We start from the raw sequence: 15,626 nt of genomic DNA on the forward strand, positions 1-15,626 counted from the left end.
TCTAGAAGAAACGAGCTACAGCCATGGCGACATTCGTCGACACCGTGACCCTCCACCTGCGGGCGGGAAACGGCGGGAACGGCTGCGTCTCGGTGCGCCGCGAGAAGTTCAAGCCCCTCGCGGGACCCGACGGCGGCAACGGCGGCAACGGCGGGGACATCGTCCTCGTCGCGGACCCCCAGGTCACCACGCTCCTGGCCTACCACCGCGGACCGCACCGCTCCTCGCGCAACGGCGGACCCGGCATGGGCGACCACCGCCACGGCACGCTCGGCGAGGAGCTCGAGCTCCCCGTCCCGGTCGGCACCGTCGTCAAGGACGCCGACGGCAACGAGCTCGCGGACATGGCCACGCCCGGCATGCGCTTCATCGCCGCCGAGGCCGGCCAGGGCGGGCTCGGCAACGCCTCCCTCGCCACCACGAAGCGCAAGGCCCCCGGCTTCGCGCTGCTCGGCACGCGCGGCTACGAGGGCGACGTCGTCCTCGAGCTCAAGGTCGTCGCCGACGTGGCGCTCGTGGGCTACCCGTCTGCGGGGAAGTCGAGCCTCGTCGCCGCCATCTCGGCCGCGAAGCCGAAGATCGCCGACTACCCCTTCACCACGCTGCACCCGAACCTCGGCGTCGTCGAGGTCGCCGACTCGCGCTACACCGTCGCCGACGTGCCCGGCCTCATCGAGGGCGCGAGCGAGGGCAAGGGCCTCGGCCTCGAGTTCCTCCGCCACGTCGAGCGTTGCTCCGCGCTCCTGCACGTGCTCGACTGCGCGACGCTGGATCCCGGCCGCGACCCCATCTCGGACCTCGACATCATCCTCACGGAGCTCGCCGCGTACCCGGTCCCCGACGGCCAGGTGCCGCTCCTGGATCGCCCGCAGCTCATCGCGCTGAACAAGATCGACGTCCCCGAGGCCCAGGAGCTCGCGGAGCTCGTCCGGCCTGAGCTCGAGGCCCGCGGCTACCGCGTCTTCGACATCTCCACGGTCAGCCACGACGGCCTGCGCCAGCTCTCCTTCGCCCTCGCGGAGCTCGTCGAGGACGCCCGCACGAAGGCCGCCGAGGAGCCCGAGGCCCCGCGGATCGTGCTGCGTCCGCGCGCCGTCAACGAGAAGCCGTTCACCATCCGCGTCGACGGCGGCAGCTACGGCGACATCTACCGCGTCATCGGCACCAAGCCCGAGCGCTGGGTGCAGCAGACCGACTTCACGAACGACGAGGCCGTCGGCTACCTCGCCGACCGCCTCGCCAAGCTCGGCGTCGAGGACGGCCTGTTCAAGGCCGGCGCGGTGGCCGGATCCAGCGTCGTCATCGGCGAGGGCGACGGCATCGTCTTCGACTGGGAGCCGACCCTCACGTCGACCGCGGAGCTCATCACCAGCCCCCGCGGCGCCGACGCTCGCGTCGACCCCATCAGCCGCCGCACCAACCAGGCGCGTCGCGAGGACTACTTCGCCCGCATGGACGCCAAGGCCGAGGCACGCGCGCAGCTCGTGCGCGAGGGCGAGGCCGGCCTGTGGGCCGACGAGGACGCGACGGACGAGGACGCGTCCTCGGACGCCAAGGCCTAGCGGATGGGGACGGCCTCCCGCGCGGACATCGCGTCCGCGCGGCGCATCGTCGTGAAGGTCGGGTCGTCGTCCATCAGCGGGGACAACGCCGGGCAGATCGCGCCGCTCGTGGATGCCATCGCGTCCGCGCACGCGCGCGGCGCCGAGGTCGTGCTCGTGTCCTCCGGCGCCATCGCGACGGGGATGCCCTTCCTCCGCCTCGACGACCGCCCGGCCGACCTCGCCACCCAGCAGGCCGCGGCCGCGGTCGGCCAGAGCGTGCTGATCTTCCGCTACCAGGAGAGCCTCGACCGCTACGGCATCGTCGCGGGCCAGGTCCTCCTCACGGCCGGCGACCTCGCCGCGCCCGACCACCGGGAGAACGCGCAGCGCGCCATGGAGCGGCTGCTCGGTCTCCGCCTGCTGCCCATCGTCAACGAGAACGACACGGTGGCCACGCACGAGATCCGCTTCGGCGACAACGACCGGCTGGCGGCGCTCGTCGCCCGGCTGGTGGACGCAGACCTGCTCCTCCTCCTCTCGGACGTGGACGCCCTCTACACGCGGCCACCCCATGAGCCGGGCGCACGCCGCATCGAGCACGTGGCGTTCGGCGACGAGCTCGATGGCGTCGAGATCGGCAGCACCGGCACGGGCGTCGGCACCGGGGGAGCCGTGACCAAGGTCGCCGCCGCGCGCCTCGCCGCCGAGGCCGGCACAGGGGTCCTCCTCACGTCGACCGCGCAGGTCCATGCGGCCCTCGTGGGCGAGCACGTCGGCACCTGGTTCGCGCCCCGCGGCTGAACATTCCGCCACCTCCTCGGGCCGGCGGTGCGTCAGTAGGCTGCGGTGCATGCCCTCGAACGCGCCCGTCGCCCCGACCATCGCCGCTGAGGCCCCTCCCGCCGACGAGCTCGCGCGGATCCTCGCCGCCGCCCGCGCCGCGTCCACGTCCCTCGCCGCCAGCAGCTCCGTCCAGCGCGACGCCGCGCTCGACGCCATCGCGGCCGCGCTCGTCTCCGGAGCCGATCGCATCGTCGCGGCCAACGCCTGGGACCTCGCCGCGGGCCGTGACGCCGGGCTGGCAGCCGGCCTGCTCGACCGGTTGACGCTCGACGCGACGCGCGTGGCCTCCCTGGCCCACGCCGTCGCCGGGATCCGCGGGCTCGACGACCCGCTCGGCCACGTCGTCCGCGGCCGCACCCTCCCGAACGGCCTGCTGCTCTCGCAGGTGCGCGTCCCCTTCGGCGTGGTCGGCGCGATCTACGAGGCCCGCCCCAACGTCACGGTCGACATCGCCGCGCTCGCCCTGAAGAGCGGCAACGCCGTGGTGCTCCGCGGCGGATCCGCGGCCCTCCGCACCAACGCCGTCCTCGTCGACGTCATGCGCGACGCCCTCGACCGGGCCGGCCTCCCGGCCGACGCCGTGCAGACGGTGGACGCGCACGGCCGATCGGGCGCTGCCCGGCTCATGCGGGCACGCGGGCTCGTCGACGTGCTCGTGCCGCGCGGATCCGCCGACCTCATCCGCACCGTCGTGGAGGAGTCGACCGTCCCGGTCATCGAGACCGGGGCCGGCGTGGTGCACGTCTACCTCGACGCCTCGGCCGATGCGCGCATGGCCGTCGACATCGCGGTCGACGCCAAGGTCAGCCGCCCGAGCGTGTGCAACGCGATGGAGACGCTGCTGGTGCATCGCGACGCCGCCCCCCGGGTCCTCCCCGCCGTGCTCGACGCCCTCCGCGACCGGGGCGTCACCGTGCACGGCGACGCCGCCGTGCGCGAGCTGTGGCCCGACGCCGTCCCCGCCACGGACGAGGACTGGGCGGCCGAGTACCTCTCGCTCGACCTCGCGGTGCGCGTCGTCGACTCCGTGGAGGACGCTGTCGCCCACATCGCCCGCTGGTCGACGCACCACACCGAGTCCATCGTCACGTCCGACCTGGCCGTGGCCGAGCGCTTCCTCGCCGCCGTGGACTCGGCCGTCGTCATGGTCAACGCGTCCACGCGCTTCACCGACGGATCCGCGTTCGGCTTCGGCGCCGAGGTCGGCATCTCCACCCAGAAGCTGCACGCGCGGGGTCCGATGGGCCTGCAGGAGCTCACCAGCACCAAGTGGATCGTGCGGGGGAGCGGGCAGGTCCGCGGCTGACGGCACGCCCGGGCCGGCGTGCGCCCCGTGCGGGGCCCCCCGGTAGGATGGCAGGCGCCGCCTCCGCTCGACGGGGCGTGCCACGAACGGAGATCACATGCACGCGCTGACCACCACCATCCTCGCCGAGACCGAGCACGCCATGGAGCTCGCAGCTCCGCTCTGGGTGTTCCCGGCCGTCGCTGCGGTCGCGTTCCTCGCGCTCGGGGTGGTCATGTTCAGCTTCCGCGACGTGGCGAACCGCCACTCGGAGAAGTGGGGCAAGCCCCCGGTCGCCGAGCAGGGCCACGGCACCGCCGACTCCACCCACTGAGCGCGAGCACCCACCACATGACGACGGCCGCCACCCCGCGCCTCCGCATCGGGGTCATGGGCGGCACGTTCGACCCCATCCACAACGGCCACCTCGTCGCCGCGAGCGAGGTGCAGCAGCACCTCCAGCTCGACGAGGTGATCTTCGTCCCCACCGGCCAGCCGTGGCAGAAGCAGACCGTCACGGACGGCGAGCACCGCTACCTGATGACCGTGATCGCGACCGCGGCCAACCCGCGCTTCACCGTCAGCCGCGTCGACATCGACCGCGCGGGCACCACGTACACGATCGACACGCTCCGCGACATCCGTCGCACGCACCCGGACGCGGAGCTGTTCTTCATCACGGGAGCTGACGCCATCCAGCAGATCCTGGGCTGGAAGGACGTCGCCGAGCTGTGGGACCTGGCGCACTTCGTCGCCGTCACCCGACCCGGGCACGACCTGACCGAGAGCGGCCTCCCGCACGCCGACGTAAGATTGCTGGAGGTCCCGGCGCTGGCGATCTCCTCGACCGACTGCCGAGCCCGTGTCGGACGGGGCTTCCCCGTGTGGTACCTCGTCCCCGACGGAGTCGTCCAGTACATCTCCAAGCACCACCTGTATCGGAGCCCGCAATGACCCCCTCCCACGACGCGCCCGACACCGGGCCGGCCTCGTTCGACGACGGTCCCGCTCCCGCGACCCTGGGGCTCAGCCGCCGCGAGATGCGGGCCGCTGAGCGTGCCCGCGCGCTCGCGCTCGGCATCGACGAGGCGGACGACGCCCCCGCGGACGAGCCGACGACCGCTGCGGACGCCTCGACCGACGAATCCTCCGACGAGCGATCGGCGACGGCGACCCCCGCGGACACCGAGGCCGAGAACGCCTCCCCCTCGCGTGGGGACGGAACAGGGCCCCGGCCCGACGAGGCGACGACGCCTCTGGCCGCCCCGCTGACCGCTCCCGGCATCGGCCCCGACACCTCGGCCATCCTGCTGTCGGGCGGAGTGCTCACGCGACGCCAGCTCCGCGCCATCCGCGAGGCCGAGGAGGCCGCCCGCGAGCAGCGCGGATCCGAGCACGAGGACGCGCAGGCGACGCCCGTCGGCTCGGACGCGGGATCGACACCGTCCGACGCGGAGCCCGCCGCCGCGGCCGTGGACGACGCGCCCCCGTCCTCGTCCGAGACGTCCGTCCCGCCGTACGCGCGGTACGGCCGAGGCTCCCGCGCGACGCCGCGGCCCCGTGCGCCCTACGGGAGCGCCTACCGTCGCGCGTCCGCTGCCGAGTCGACGGAAGCACCCGCACCCGCCGCGGAGGACGACGCGCAGGCGAAGGCACCCGACGCGCCGGCGGACCGCGAGACGACCCCCGCCGAGACGCCGTCGGCCTGGCCGTTCGCACCGATCGTCCCCTCGGGGGACTCCGCCGGTCGCGACGTGGACGCGTCAGGCGAGCAGCCGACCGTCCCGCCCCTCGCGGCCCATGCCCCGAGCTCCGACGAGGATCCGCGCCCCGCGCCCTCGCTCGACGCGACGCCGTGGGTCACCGGATCCGCCGAGCCGTCCCTCGAGCCGGCGTTCGGCACGCGCGCGTCCGCCGCCGAGGCGCTCCCGGGCGACCGGGCCGAGACGCCGGACGACGACCCCGCATCGGCCGTGCCCGCCCCGACGGACTCCGCCGCGCCCGACGCCCGCGCGCCGTTCACCCCGCCGACGGGTCACTGGTCCGTGCAGGACCAGGTCGACGAGGACCAGCCCCACACCGGCAACCACTTCATCCTCCCGACCGTGCCGCACGCCAACGACATGCAGCAGGCGCTCAACAGCACGGGTGAGATCATCATCACCGGCTCCATCGACCTGCCGCGCAGCCTCGGCTCCATGGGCACGCACCCGGACCGCTTCGACACGGCCGACATGGACCGCATCCTCGAGCAGGGCGACGACCACGACCACGCGCCGGGCGGCACCGACTCGGAGCCCGTCCGCGCCAGCCGTGCCGTCAGCACGCACACGTCGACGCGCGCCGTCGTGCAGCCGCCGCCCCGCAAGCGCTTCACCGCGCCCGTCGTCGCGGCCGTCGCCGCCGGCGGAGTCGCCGTCATCGGCGCCGGCCTCGTCATCGTCGCGTTCATGACGAATGTATTCTGATCGTCTGATGCACCATCCCACCCGTCCCGGAAGGACTCTGTGACCGCTTCTCCCCGCGCCCTCGACCTGCTCAAGGTCGCCGCCCTCGCTGCCGACTCCAAGCAGGCCATCGACCTGGTCGCGCTCGACGTCTCCGGGCCCCTGCCCCTCACCGACGTCTTCCTCATCGCCTCGGCCCGCAACGAGCGGAACGCGCAGGCGGTCGCCGACGAGATCGAGGACAAGATGATCGAGGCCGGCGCCAAGCCGCTGCGCCGGGAGGGGAAGAGCGAGGGTCGCTGGATCCTCCTCGACTTCGGCGACGTCGTCGCCCACGTCTTCACCGAGGAGGACCGCATGTACTACTCGCTGGAGCGCCTCTGGAAGGACTGCCCCGTCGTCGCCCTCGAGATCGAGCCGACGGCCTCCGCATCCTGACTCTCCGCCACGCGTCCCGCGGGGAGCTCGCGTGAAGTGCCCCAACGACTCGGCCACCCTCGTGATGAGCGAGCGCGCCGGCGTCGAGATCGACTACTGCCCCGACTGCCGCGGCGTGTGGCTCGACCGCGGCGAGCTCGACAAGATCCTCGATCGCGCGGAGCAGGAGACGCGATCCGGCCCGACGGCCGCGTCGCCCGCGGCGCCGCTCGGCGGGTACCCGGACCCGGGTCGCGACGACCGGCGCCGGGATGACGGACGGCGCGAGGACGAACGTCGCCGAGACGGCGACCGCGATCGCTCGTACGGGTCCCGTGGCGACGGATACGGGGACCGCGGCGGCTCCGGCTACCCGGCAGCGGGCGGCTTGGGGAACGGTGACGCATACGGCGGGAAGCGCCGCAAGAAGGAGAGCTGGCTCAGCGAGCTGTTCGACTGAGCCGTCCGCGCCGGCCGCCCGTGGACGAGGATGCCCTGGTCATGGGGTGGTCGGAATGTGTAGTAATGTAGACGAGTCGCTTCCGCAGGGAAGCGGATCACGGGTCTGTGGCGCAGTTGGTAGCGCACCTGCATGGCATGCAGGGGGTCAGGGGTTCGAATCCCCTCAGATCCACCCTCGAGCCCCGCTCCTCCTCCCGGAGGTGCGGGGCTCTTCCCGTCTCGACGGCAGGATCAGGACGTTCGCGCCGGCCCCACGCGCTCGACATGTGCCCCGTTGTGCGAGAACAGCCGCTCGAGCCGCTCGATCAGGGACTCCTCCACCGTGGAGCCCCGTCCCGTCTGCAGTCCCTCGAGGACGGCGGTCAGCCCGCTCGCCCCGCGCACGACGTGGGTCGGCACCCGCGACGAAGCCGGACGTTGCTCGGCAGCCGCATGGAGGATGACGTCCGCGTGGCTGTACAGCACGACGGTCTGGAACCAGGGCGCCGAGCCGACCTCCCGCACGAGGTGCGCTCGCAGCCGCTCCGACTGGATGCGCACCTGCTTCACGGGCGCCTTCGATCCGACGTGGGTGCGGACGACGAGCGTCCCCCTCTGCGGATCCAGCCGCACCTGCACGGCTGAGGTCTCCGCGCCCTCGGGCAGCTGCAGGAGCGCGCCGAACGAGGGGTGCACGGAAGACGGGCGTCTGCCGTCGAAGACGACGCCCGCCCAGTGCTTGTTCTCGATGATGAGGGCACCCCGCGGAGTGACCAGCACGTGGTCGATCTGCGCCATGAAGCGCCTCTCGTCCTCCGTCACGACGAAGACCACGTTCGTCGCCAGCAGGCCCGGCAGATCTGCGGCCGCGCAGGATGACGCGATCAGCGCATGGGACACCGCCTCCCCTTCCCAGGTGGTGGCGAACCGGCCGTGGGCCTCCTCCGCGTCGGCGACGGCCGCGGCGAGACGCTCGTGGAGCAGCGCGAGCTCTCGCGCATGGACGGTCGCCCGGGAGCCGAGCAGCGACGCATGCCCCTCCTCGAGCTCGGCGACCCGCCGTGCGTGGAGCGCAAGCTCCTCTCGTGCGGCCTCGGTGCGACGCGCCTCGAGGCGGCGACCGATCCGGACCAGCACGGCGATGGCGACGAGGAGCAGGACGACGAGGGTCCAGGCGAGGATCTGCATGGGGGCAGGCAAGCACGAGGGCTCCCGTCCGCGCGGGATCCGCTCCCCGATCGGGGGACTGTCCTCCACTTGGAGGACCCGGGTACCGTTGCTCAGGTCATCGACCCCTGGAGCTCCACAATGTCGCACGCCACCCTGCACCGGACGCACACCACCGACCCGCACCGCACGTCGGTGGTCGGTTCCGCGGTGCTGGGGTTCCTGTCCGCCTTCGTCGTCGGCGCGGCCGTCATCGTGACGCTCCTCATCACCTCCTTCGCGCAGGGCACCGAGGGCTACCCCGGGCTCGACGTCCCTGGCGTGGTCGACACCCGCATCGACCACGGCAGCGTCGTGACGCAGATCGGCCCGGGCGGGTTCCTCTTCCCGCTGGCTGCCGGGCTCCTCGTCGGGCTGATCGTGGCCGTCGTCGTCTACGCGCGTCAGCGCGGCGTCGAGGACTGACCCGGCCGATCGGCCTGCCGCGCGCGCGTAGGGTCGAGGGGATGCATGCCCGTCCCGCACGTCCCGCCCGTCTCCGTCCGCGGATCCACGGAGCCGCCCTCCTCGCGGCGACGACCGCCGTCCTCGTCCTCGTGAGCGGCTGCACCGCGCCGGATGCCGTCGCACCGTCGACCGCCACCCCGACGGCGCCGCTGCGGGTGGTCTCCCTCGGCGACTCCTACTCCACGGGTACGGGCCCGGCCGAGCCCCTGCCCGGCGACCCGGGGGTGTGCGGTCGCACCGTCGCCTCGTCCGTTCGGGTCGCCGCGGCCGCGGTCGGCGCGGATCTCGTCGACGCGGCCTGCGACGGCGCCAGCACGGCGGATCTCGCCGCCCCGCGCGAGCGCGGCGGGCAGACGGTGCCCGCGCAGCTGGACGCCCTCGCCGACGGCGCCGACGTGGTCCTCGTGCGCCTCGGGGGCAACGACCTCGGCTTCCCCGCCCTCGTCGGCGGCTGCCTCGCCCGGGATCCGGACGGGCCGGTGGCCGCCGGGCCGACGACGTGCGTGGACGCGCTCGCGCCCGCGGGCGGGACCGACGCCGTCCGCGCCCGCATCGACGGCGAGGTGGCGACGCGTCTCGCCGACGCCTTCGCACGGATCCGCGCCGCGGCTCCTGGCGCCCGCATCGTCGCGCTCGGCTACCTCAGCGTGCTCGGCGACCCGGATGCGCTCCCCACGGAGGGCTGCCTCCGGGCCACGGCGACGTCGACCGTGAACGGGCAGGTGCTCCTCGCCGACCGCGATGCGGTGTGGCTCGCGGGGATCCAGCGCGAGCTCGACGACGCGATCGCCCGGGTGGCCGCCGACGCGGGCGTGCGATTCGTGGACCAGGAGACGCCGACCGCCGACCACGGAGCATGCGTCGGCGACGCGGGGGATCCGTACGTGGCGGGGCTCGGCGGCAGCGCGGGAGACGTCCCGCTCCATCCGAATGCCGCGGGGCTCGCCTGGGAGTCGGGGGCCATCGCGGACGTGCTGCGCGAGGAGGCGACGGCGCTCGGCCGCTGATCACCGCCGCTGCACGCGACGGCGATTCTGGGATCGTGTGGGTTCCTGTGGGATCGTGTTGCTTCTCCCGCGGATGAGGGCTACAGTGCGAGGACGCGAGGCGCAGTGCCCCACGGAGTCGAAGGAGACCGCCCATGTACGCCGAAGAGCGCCAGGACAGGGTGGTCGCCCTCCTCGAGCGCACCGGCCGCGTGGCCGTCCTCGGTCTCGCCCGCGACTTCGACGTGACGACCGAGACCGTGCGCCGTGATCTCGCGCAGCTCGAGAGCCGCGGCGTGCTCCGCCGGGTGCACGGCGGCGCCGTCCGGGCTGACAGGTCCACGCGCGCCGAGGAGAGCCTGGACACGCGCGGCTCCCGCAACACGGCGGCGAAGGCGCGCATCGCCGACGCGGCCATGGCCTTCCTGCCCGCGAGCTTCGAGGGATCCATCGCGCTCGACGCCGGCACCACCACGGGCCTCGTCGCGGAGCGCGTCGCCGCGTGGCGACCCGATGTCCCCGGCCGCACGCTCGTGGTCGTCACTCACTCGATGGCCGTCGCGCAGACCGTCACCCGCAACCCCGCCGTCGAGGTGCAGCTGCTCGGCGGCCGCGTCCGCGGCATCACGAGCGCGGCCGTCGGCCCCGCGACCCTCGGCCAGCTCGCGCGCCTGCGACCCGACATCGCCTTCATCGGCGCCAACGGGATCCACGCCGAGTTCGGCCTGAGCACACCCGATGAGGAGGAGGCGGCCGTGAAGACCGCGTTGACCCGAGGATCCCGACGCGCCGTGGCGCTCGTCGACGCGTCGAAGGCGGGGGAGGAGGCGCTCGTCGGCTTCGCGGCCCTCGACGACCTCGACGCGCTCGTCACCGACGTCGCGCCCGACGGGCAGCTGGCCGAGGCGCTGGCGGCCGCCGAGGTGGAGGTGATGGTCGCGTGATCCTCACCCTCACCGCCAACCCGAGCCTCGACCGCACCATCGACCTCGCCGGCGCCCTCGCGCGCGGCGCCGTCCAGCGGGCCCGTGGCGTCGCCGAGCAGCCGGGCGGCAAGGGCGTCAACGTCTCGCGCGCGCTCATCGCCTCGGGCCTCGACACGATCGCGCTGCTGCCCGGCCGCCTCGACGACCCCATGCTCGTGGCCCTCGCCGCCGAGCGGATCCCGCTCGACCACCTGGACATCGACGGCCGCGTGCGGCAGAACGTCACGCTGACCGAGCCCGACGGCACGACCACCAAGGTCAACGAGCCGGGACCCGTGCTCTCCGCATCCGAGGCGGACGCGCTCGTCGCGCTCGTGATCCGGCACGCGCGCCGGGCGAGCTGGCTCGTGCTGGCGGGATCGCTGCCGCCCGGCCTCGACGACGACTTCCATGCGCGCGTGGTGCAGGCCGTGCGCGCCGAGCTCGGCGACGCCGCGCCGCGGATCGCCGTCGACTCGTCGGGCGCGCCCATGGCGGCGCTCGTCGCGTCCGGTGCGGTCGTGGACCTCGTCAAGCCCAACGCCGAGGAGCTCGCCGAGCTCGTCGGCCTCCCCGACCCGGATGCGCTCGAGGCCGACCCCCGGCTGGCCCACGACGCATCCCGCTCCCTCGTCTCCCGCGGCTGCCGGGCGGTCCTCGCGACCCTCGGGGCACGGGGGGCCGTCCTCACCACGGCCGAGGGCGGATGGCTCGCCACCATGCCCCCGATCGTGCCGGTGAGCACCGTGGGCGCGGGCGACTCGTCGCTCGCGGGCTACCTGCTCGCCGACCACCGCGGGGCAGGACCCGAGGGGCGGCTGGCGCAGGCCGTCGCCCACGGATCCGCCGCCGCGTCCCTGCCCGGCAGCACCATGCCGTCCCCCGACCAGACACGGCCGGACAGCGTCACCGTCCAGCCGCTCCTCCCGATCGCCGCCGATCGCTGACCCGCCCCACCTGGAGAAGAACATGCCATCGCTCATCACGAACCGCCTCGTGCTCCTCGACGCCGACCTCGGCGCCGACCGCGAGCACGCCGTCCGCACGCTCGCCGAGCGAGTCGTCGCCGAGGGCCGCGCCACCGACGCCGACGCCCTCTTCGCCGACGCGTGGGAGCGCGAGTCGAAGACCGACACCGGCATGGGCGGCGGGCTCGCGATCCCGCACTGCCGCTCCGCCGCGGTGACGGAGGCCACGCTCGTCATGGCCCGCCCGAAGCCCGCCGTCGACTTCGGCGCCCCGGACGGCCCCGCCGACCTCGTGTTCTTCATCGCCGCGCCCGACGGAGCCGACCAGGAGCACCTCGTGCTCCTGTCGCGCCTCGCCCGGTCGCTCATCAAGCCCGAATTCGTGGAGGCGCTGCGCTCGGCGACCGACGAGGACCAGGTCGTCTCGCTCGTGGAGGGCGCGCTCGTGGACGAGCCCGCCTCCTCGACGGGCGCCCCGGCCGCCGCCGCTCCCGCCACGTCGGCGTCCGCACCCGCCACGACCGCGCCGGACGCCGACGCGCCCGTGCTCATCGCCGTCACCGCCTGCCCCACCGGGATCGCGCACACCTACATGGCGGCCGACTCGCTCGTCGCGGCGGCCAAGCGCGCGGGCGTCGAGCTGCACGTCGAGACCCAGGGATCCTCCTCCGTCACGCCCGTGGACCCCGCGATCGTCGCGCGCGCCACCGCCGTGATCTTCGCCGTCGACGTGGACGTGCGCGACCGCGCGCGCTTCGCCGGCAAGCCCGTCATCCAGTCGCCCGTGAAGCGCGGCATCGACCAGCCCGACCAGATGGTCGCCGAGGCAGTCGCCGCGGCGAAGGACCCGAACGCCCCGCGCGTGCCGGGCGGCGCGTCGTCCGCCGGATCCGAGCAGGCCTCCCCGCAGGCGTCGCAGTCCGTGGGCGCGCGCCTCAAGCGCTGGCTGCTCACGGGCGTCAGCTACATGATCCCGTTCGTCGCGGGCGGCGGTCTGCTCATGGCGCTCGGGTTCCTGCTCGGCGGGTACAGGATCTCCGACGTCGCCTCCGACATCGTGGTCCAGAACTCGCTCGCCAATCTGCCGGACGGCGGGGTCCTGAGCTACCTCGGTGCCGTCGCGTTCGTCATCGGCAACGCGTCGATGAAGTTCCTCGTGCCGGTGCTGGCCGGCTACATCGCCTACGCCATCGCCGATCGCCCGGGCATCGCGCCCGGGTTCGTCGCCGGAGCCGTCTCGCTCATCATGGGCGCGGGCTTCATCGGCGGTCTGGTCGGCGGCCTCCTCGCCGGCGGCGTCGCCTACGCGATCGGGCGCATCGACGTGCCGCGCTGGCTGCGCGGGCTCATGCCCGTCGTGATCATCCCGCTGCTCGCCTCCATCGTCGCCTCCGGCCTGATGGTCATAGTCCTCGGGGGACCGATCGCGGCGCTCACGCGCGGCCTCAACGACTTCCTGTCCGGCCTGACCGGCACGTCGGCCATCGTCCTGGGCATCATCCTCGGCGTCATGATGTGCATCGACCTCGGCGGCCCCATCAACAAGGTGGCCTACTCGTTCGCGGTCGCCGGTCTCGGTGCCGGTTCCATCGCCGACCAGACCCCCTGGGCGATCATGGCCGCCGTCATGGCCGCCGGCATGGTCCCGCCGCTCGCCCTGGCGCTCGCCTCCACCGTGATCGACCGCCGCCTGTTCAGCCCGGCCGAGCGCGAGAACGGCAAGGCCGCGTGGCTCCTCGGCGCCGCGTTCATCTCCGAGGGCGCGATCCCGTTCGCGGCCGTCGACCCGCTGCGCGTGATCCCCGCGAGCATCGTGGGCGGTGCCGTCACGGGCGCCATGGTGATGGGGCTCGGCGTCGTGTCGCAGGCCCCGCACGGCGGCGTGTTCGTCCTCTTCGCCATGAACGGCACCTTCCTCGGCTTCCTCGCGTCCGTCGCGGTCGGCGCGGTGATCTCCGCCTTCCTCGTCGTGCTCCTCAAGCGCTTCACGACGAAGCGCCCCGAGGCCGTCGCCGAGACGTCCGCCGCCGACCAGGGCGTCCCCGTCGCGGCCTCAACCCGAACCGCCTGATCCCGCCCGTCCCATCCCGCACATCTGAAGGAGAACGTCCATGACCGAGCGCACCGCCACCATCGGCAGCCGCGTGGGCCTGCACGCCCGACCCGCATCCCTCTTCATCGAGGCCGTCCGCCGCACGGGCGTGCCGGTGAGGATCAGCAAGCCGGGAGGAACGCCGCTCGACGCGACCAGCATCCTGTCGCTCATGAGCCTCGGCGCCGCGAACGGCGACCAGGTCGTGCTCACGGCCGAGGGCGACGGCGCGGACGCCGCGCTCGACGAGCTGGCGGCGCTGCTCGAGAGCGACCTCGACGCCGTCGAGTAGCCGTCCCACGACGAGAGGCCCGGACACCGCGATGCGGGTCCGGGCCTCTCGTCGTGTCAGGCGGCTGCGGCGTGGGGCGTCACCACTCGGCGACGCGGTAGTCCTTGAGGAAGACGCCCGAGATGTCCTCGCCGGCCTGGCCCATGACGATGGGGTCGTAGACCCGCGCCGCCCCGTCCACGAGGTCGAGCGGCGCGTGGAAGCCCTCCTCGGCGAGCCTCACCTTGGTGGGGTGCGGCCGCTCGTCGGTGATCCACCCGGTGTCGACGCTCGTCATGAGGATGCCGTCGGTCTCGCGCATCTCGCGCGCCGAGGTGCGGGTCATCATGTTGAGCGCGGCCTTCGCCATGTTCGTGTGCGGGTGGCCAGGGCCCTTGTAGGCGCGGGCGAACTGGCCCTCCATGGCGCTCACGTTCACGACGTACTTCCGGCGCGACGCCGACGCGGCCATCGCGGGGCGCAGGCGGCTGACGAGCAGGAACGGCGCCGTCACGTTGGCGAGCTGGACCTCGAGCATCTCCAGCGGATCCACCTCGTGCACCATCTGGGTCCAGCTGTTCGCGTCGTGCAGGTCGGGCACGAGGCCGCCCGCGTCGATCGCGGTGCCGGCCGCCAGGCGCGCGAGCGACGACGAGCCCGCGGTCATGGCGAGCTCGGTGACCTCGGCGGCGGTGATCCCGGTGGCGGTCGAGAGGATCGGGTGCGCCGCGACGGACGCGGCGAGGGCTGCCGGGTGGGCGTCGGCCGTGTGGCCGAAGGTGAGCAGCTCCGGGAGGTCGCCGTCGGGGAGCGGCGCCGCCTCGGCCTCCGACAGCGGCGCGTACGAGCCGGGGGAGCGGCGCACGGTCTGCGCGGCGTTGTTGATGAGGATGTCGAGGGGACCCGCGGCGGCCACCGCGTCCGTGAGGCCGATGACCTGCGCCGGGTCGCGGAGGTCGAGGCCGACGATGCGCAGGCGGTGCACCCACTCGTGCGCGTCGGGGAGGCCCGCGAAGCGGCGCACCGCGTCGCGCGGGAAGCGCGTGGTGATGGTGGTGTGCGCGCCGTCGCGCAGGAGGCGCAGCGCGATGTGCATGCCGATCTTGGCGCGGCCGCCCGTGAGGAGCGCGCGCATGCCCGTGAGGTCGGTGCGGGCCTCGCGCTTCGCGTGGTTGAGGAGCGCGCAGTCGGGGCAGAGCTGGTGGTAGAACGCGTCGACCTGCGTGTAGTGCTGCTTGCAGATGTAGCAGGGGCGCGAGCGCAGGAGCGTGCCGGCGGTGGGCTTCGCGGTGGTGATGGCGAGCGGGATGCCGCGGGTCTCGTCGTCGATGCGGTCGGGCGCGCCCGTGGCGGTGGCGGCGACGACGGCGCGGTCCGCGCTGGCGACGGCCTCGCGCTTCTCGAGCCGGCGGGCCTTCTTCACCTGCTTGAACATCGAGGCGGTGGCGCGGCGGACGGCGACGAAGTCGGGGTGCTCCTCGTCGATGTCGGCGAGCGAGCCGAGCACGCGCAGGGCGACGGCGAGGTCGGCGGGATCGATGGCCGATCCGGGGGCGGACGACTCGTCGGGGGAGGCGGCGGCGTCGGGCATGGGGGTGACGGGATCCGCGGGGCGGGCGGGGTCGTCGGGCAGGGCGTCGGAGGGCACAGGAGATGATACCCGGGGCGTCGGCGGCTCCCGGGCGGCCGCCGG

General features: G+C 73.8%; 16 protein-coding genes and 1 tRNA gene. 15 read left to right on the forward strand and 2 right to left on the reverse strand.

Annotated elements, in window-relative coordinates:
* The first annotated feature begins 23 nt into the window (after positions 1-23).
* The 9 genes from obgE to KYT88_RS07770 all read left to right on the forward strand — a co-directional run bounded on the left by obgE (position 24) and on the right by KYT88_RS07770 (position 7,170).
* Positions 24-1,562, forward strand: a complete 1,539-nt coding sequence (gene obgE, locus KYT88_RS07730) for a GTPase ObgE (RefSeq protein WP_043587110.1) — start codon at positions 24-26, stop codon at positions 1,560-1,562.
* A 3-nt stretch (positions 1,563-1,565) separates the two neighbouring features.
* On the forward strand, positions 1,566-2,345 hold the full coding sequence (gene proB / locus KYT88_RS07735; RefSeq protein WP_043587109.1) for a glutamate 5-kinase: 780 nt from the start codon (positions 1,566-1,568) through the stop codon (positions 2,343-2,345).
* A 49-nt stretch (positions 2,346-2,394) separates the two neighbouring features.
* Positions 2,395-3,693, forward strand: coding sequence for a glutamate-5-semialdehyde dehydrogenase (locus KYT88_RS07740; RefSeq protein ID WP_182480719.1), 1,299 nt, complete (start codon positions 2,395-2,397; stop codon positions 3,691-3,693).
* A 97-nt stretch (positions 3,694-3,790) separates the two neighbouring features.
* Positions 3,791-4,006, forward strand: a complete 216-nt coding sequence (locus KYT88_RS07745) for a hypothetical protein (protein WP_012038180.1) — start codon at positions 3,791-3,793, stop codon at positions 4,004-4,006.
* 17 nt (positions 4,007-4,023) lie between these two features.
* Positions 4,024-4,626 carry a nicotinate-nucleotide adenylyltransferase gene (gene nadD / locus KYT88_RS07750; protein ID WP_043587108.1) on the forward strand — a complete coding sequence of 201 codons (603 nt, stop codon included), beginning with the start codon at positions 4,024-4,026 and terminating at the stop codon, positions 4,624-4,626.
* On the forward strand, positions 4,623-6,140 hold the full coding sequence (locus tag KYT88_RS07755) for a hypothetical protein (RefSeq protein WP_043587107.1): 1,518 nt from the start codon (positions 4,623-4,625) through the stop codon (positions 6,138-6,140). Before nadD ends, KYT88_RS07755 begins: the two co-directional genes overlap by 4 nt.
* A 39-nt stretch (positions 6,141-6,179) precedes the next feature.
* Entirely contained in the window at positions 6,180-6,557 is a 378-nt protein-coding gene (rsfS, locus tag KYT88_RS07760) for a ribosome silencing factor (RefSeq protein WP_012038183.1), read from the forward strand.
* A 31-nt stretch (positions 6,558-6,588) separates the two neighbouring features.
* Positions 6,589-6,996, forward strand: a complete 408-nt coding sequence (locus tag KYT88_RS07765) for a TFIIB-type zinc ribbon-containing protein (protein WP_043587106.1) — start codon at positions 6,589-6,591, stop codon at positions 6,994-6,996.
* A gap of 101 nt (positions 6,997-7,097) precedes the next feature.
* Positions 7,098-7,170: transfer RNA gene (locus KYT88_RS07770), tRNA-Ala, on the forward strand.
* A gap of 59 nt (positions 7,171-7,229) precedes the next feature.
* Here the strand turns inward: KYT88_RS07770 and KYT88_RS07775 are convergent.
* Positions 7,230-8,165, reverse strand: a complete 936-nt coding sequence (locus tag KYT88_RS07775) for a nuclease-related domain-containing protein (protein ID WP_043587104.1) — start codon at positions 8,163-8,165, stop codon at positions 7,230-7,232.
* A gap of 120 nt (positions 8,166-8,285) precedes the next feature.
* On the opposite strand from KYT88_RS07775, the gene KYT88_RS07780 reads away from it, so the two are divergent.
* The 6 genes from KYT88_RS07780 to KYT88_RS07805 all read left to right on the forward strand — a co-directional run bounded on the left by KYT88_RS07780 (position 8,286) and on the right by KYT88_RS07805 (position 13,954).
* Positions 8,286-8,609: a hypothetical protein gene (locus KYT88_RS07780; RefSeq protein ID WP_043587102.1), complete on the forward strand. Its 324-nt coding sequence runs from the start codon at positions 8,286-8,288 to the stop codon at positions 8,607-8,609.
* Between the two features lie 41 nt (positions 8,610-8,650).
* Positions 8,651-9,658 (forward strand): SGNH/GDSL hydrolase family protein, encoded by a 1,008-nt coding sequence (locus KYT88_RS07785; RefSeq protein WP_043587100.1) that lies wholly within the window; start codon positions 8,651-8,653, stop codon positions 9,656-9,658.
* 134 nt (positions 9,659-9,792) lie between these two features.
* The gene (locus KYT88_RS07790) at positions 9,793-10,581 is read left to right on the forward strand and encodes a DeoR/GlpR family DNA-binding transcription regulator (RefSeq protein ID WP_043587098.1); all 789 of its coding nucleotides are present in this window, start codon (positions 9,793-9,795) and stop codon (positions 10,579-10,581) included.
* The gene (locus KYT88_RS07795; RefSeq protein WP_043587097.1) at positions 10,578-11,549 is read left to right on the forward strand and encodes a 1-phosphofructokinase family hexose kinase; all 972 of its coding nucleotides are present in this window, start codon (positions 10,578-10,580) and stop codon (positions 11,547-11,549) included. Before KYT88_RS07790 ends, KYT88_RS07795 begins: the two co-directional genes overlap by 4 nt.
* A 22-nt stretch (positions 11,550-11,571) precedes the next feature.
* On the forward strand, positions 11,572-13,641 hold the full coding sequence (locus tag KYT88_RS07800; RefSeq protein ID WP_043587095.1) for a PTS fructose transporter subunit IIABC: 2,070 nt from the start codon (positions 11,572-11,574) through the stop codon (positions 13,639-13,641).
* 40 nt (positions 13,642-13,681) lie between these two features.
* Positions 13,682-13,954: an HPr family phosphocarrier protein gene (locus KYT88_RS07805; protein WP_015490188.1), complete on the forward strand. Its 273-nt coding sequence runs from the start codon at positions 13,682-13,684 to the stop codon at positions 13,952-13,954.
* A 79-nt stretch (positions 13,955-14,033) separates the two neighbouring features.
* Here the strand turns inward: KYT88_RS07805 and KYT88_RS07810 are convergent, their stop codons facing one another.
* Entirely contained in the window at positions 14,034-15,524 is a 1,491-nt protein-coding gene (locus KYT88_RS07810; protein ID WP_043587901.1) for an SDR family NAD(P)-dependent oxidoreductase, read from the reverse strand.
* Positions 15,525-15,626: the final 102 nt, after the last annotated feature.

This window comes from Clavibacter sp. A6099 (assembly GCF_021919125.1).
GTDB lineage: Bacteria > Actinomycetota > Actinomycetes > Actinomycetales > Microbacteriaceae > Clavibacter > Clavibacter seminis.

What these genes read in the sequence shown, in the direction of transcription:
- KYT88_RS07740 (WP_182480719.1), top strand. Translation starts at nt 2,395, where the DNA reads ATGCCCTCGAACGCGCCCGTCGCCCCGACCATCGCCGCTGAGGCCCCT.
- nadD (WP_043587108.1), top strand. Translation starts at nt 4,024, where the DNA reads ATGACGACGGCCGCCACCCCGCGCCTCCGCATCGGGGTCATGGGCGGC.
- KYT88_RS07745 (WP_012038180.1), top strand. Translation starts at nt 3,791, where the DNA reads ATGCACGCGCTGACCACCACCATCCTCGCCGAGACCGAGCACGCCATG.
- KYT88_RS07810 (WP_043587901.1), bottom strand. Translation starts at nt 15,524, where the DNA reads ATGCCCGACGCCGCCGCCTCCCCCGACGAGTCGTCCGCCCCCGGATCG.
- KYT88_RS07800 (WP_043587095.1), top strand. Translation starts at nt 11,572, where the DNA reads ATGCCATCGCTCATCACGAACCGCCTCGTGCTCCTCGACGCCGACCTC.
- KYT88_RS07805 (WP_015490188.1), top strand. Translation starts at nt 13,682, where the DNA reads ATGACCGAGCGCACCGCCACCATCGGCAGCCGCGTGGGCCTGCACGCC.
- KYT88_RS07790 (WP_043587098.1), top strand. Translation starts at nt 9,793, where the DNA reads ATGTACGCCGAAGAGCGCCAGGACAGGGTGGTCGCCCTCCTCGAGCGC.
- KYT88_RS07755 (WP_043587107.1), top strand. Translation starts at nt 4,623, where the DNA reads ATGACCCCCTCCCACGACGCGCCCGACACCGGGCCGGCCTCGTTCGAC.
- KYT88_RS07785 (WP_043587100.1), top strand. Translation starts at nt 8,651, where the DNA reads ATGCATGCCCGTCCCGCACGTCCCGCCCGTCTCCGTCCGCGGATCCAC.
- proB (WP_043587109.1), top strand. Translation starts at nt 1,566, where the DNA reads ATGGGGACGGCCTCCCGCGCGGACATCGCGTCCGCGCGGCGCATCGTC.
- KYT88_RS07775 (WP_043587104.1), bottom strand. Translation starts at nt 8,165, where the DNA reads ATGCAGATCCTCGCCTGGACCCTCGTCGTCCTGCTCCTCGTCGCCATC.
- KYT88_RS07780 (WP_043587102.1), top strand. Translation starts at nt 8,286, where the DNA reads ATGTCGCACGCCACCCTGCACCGGACGCACACCACCGACCCGCACCGC.
- obgE (WP_043587110.1), top strand. Translation starts at nt 24, where the DNA reads ATGGCGACATTCGTCGACACCGTGACCCTCCACCTGCGGGCGGGAAAC.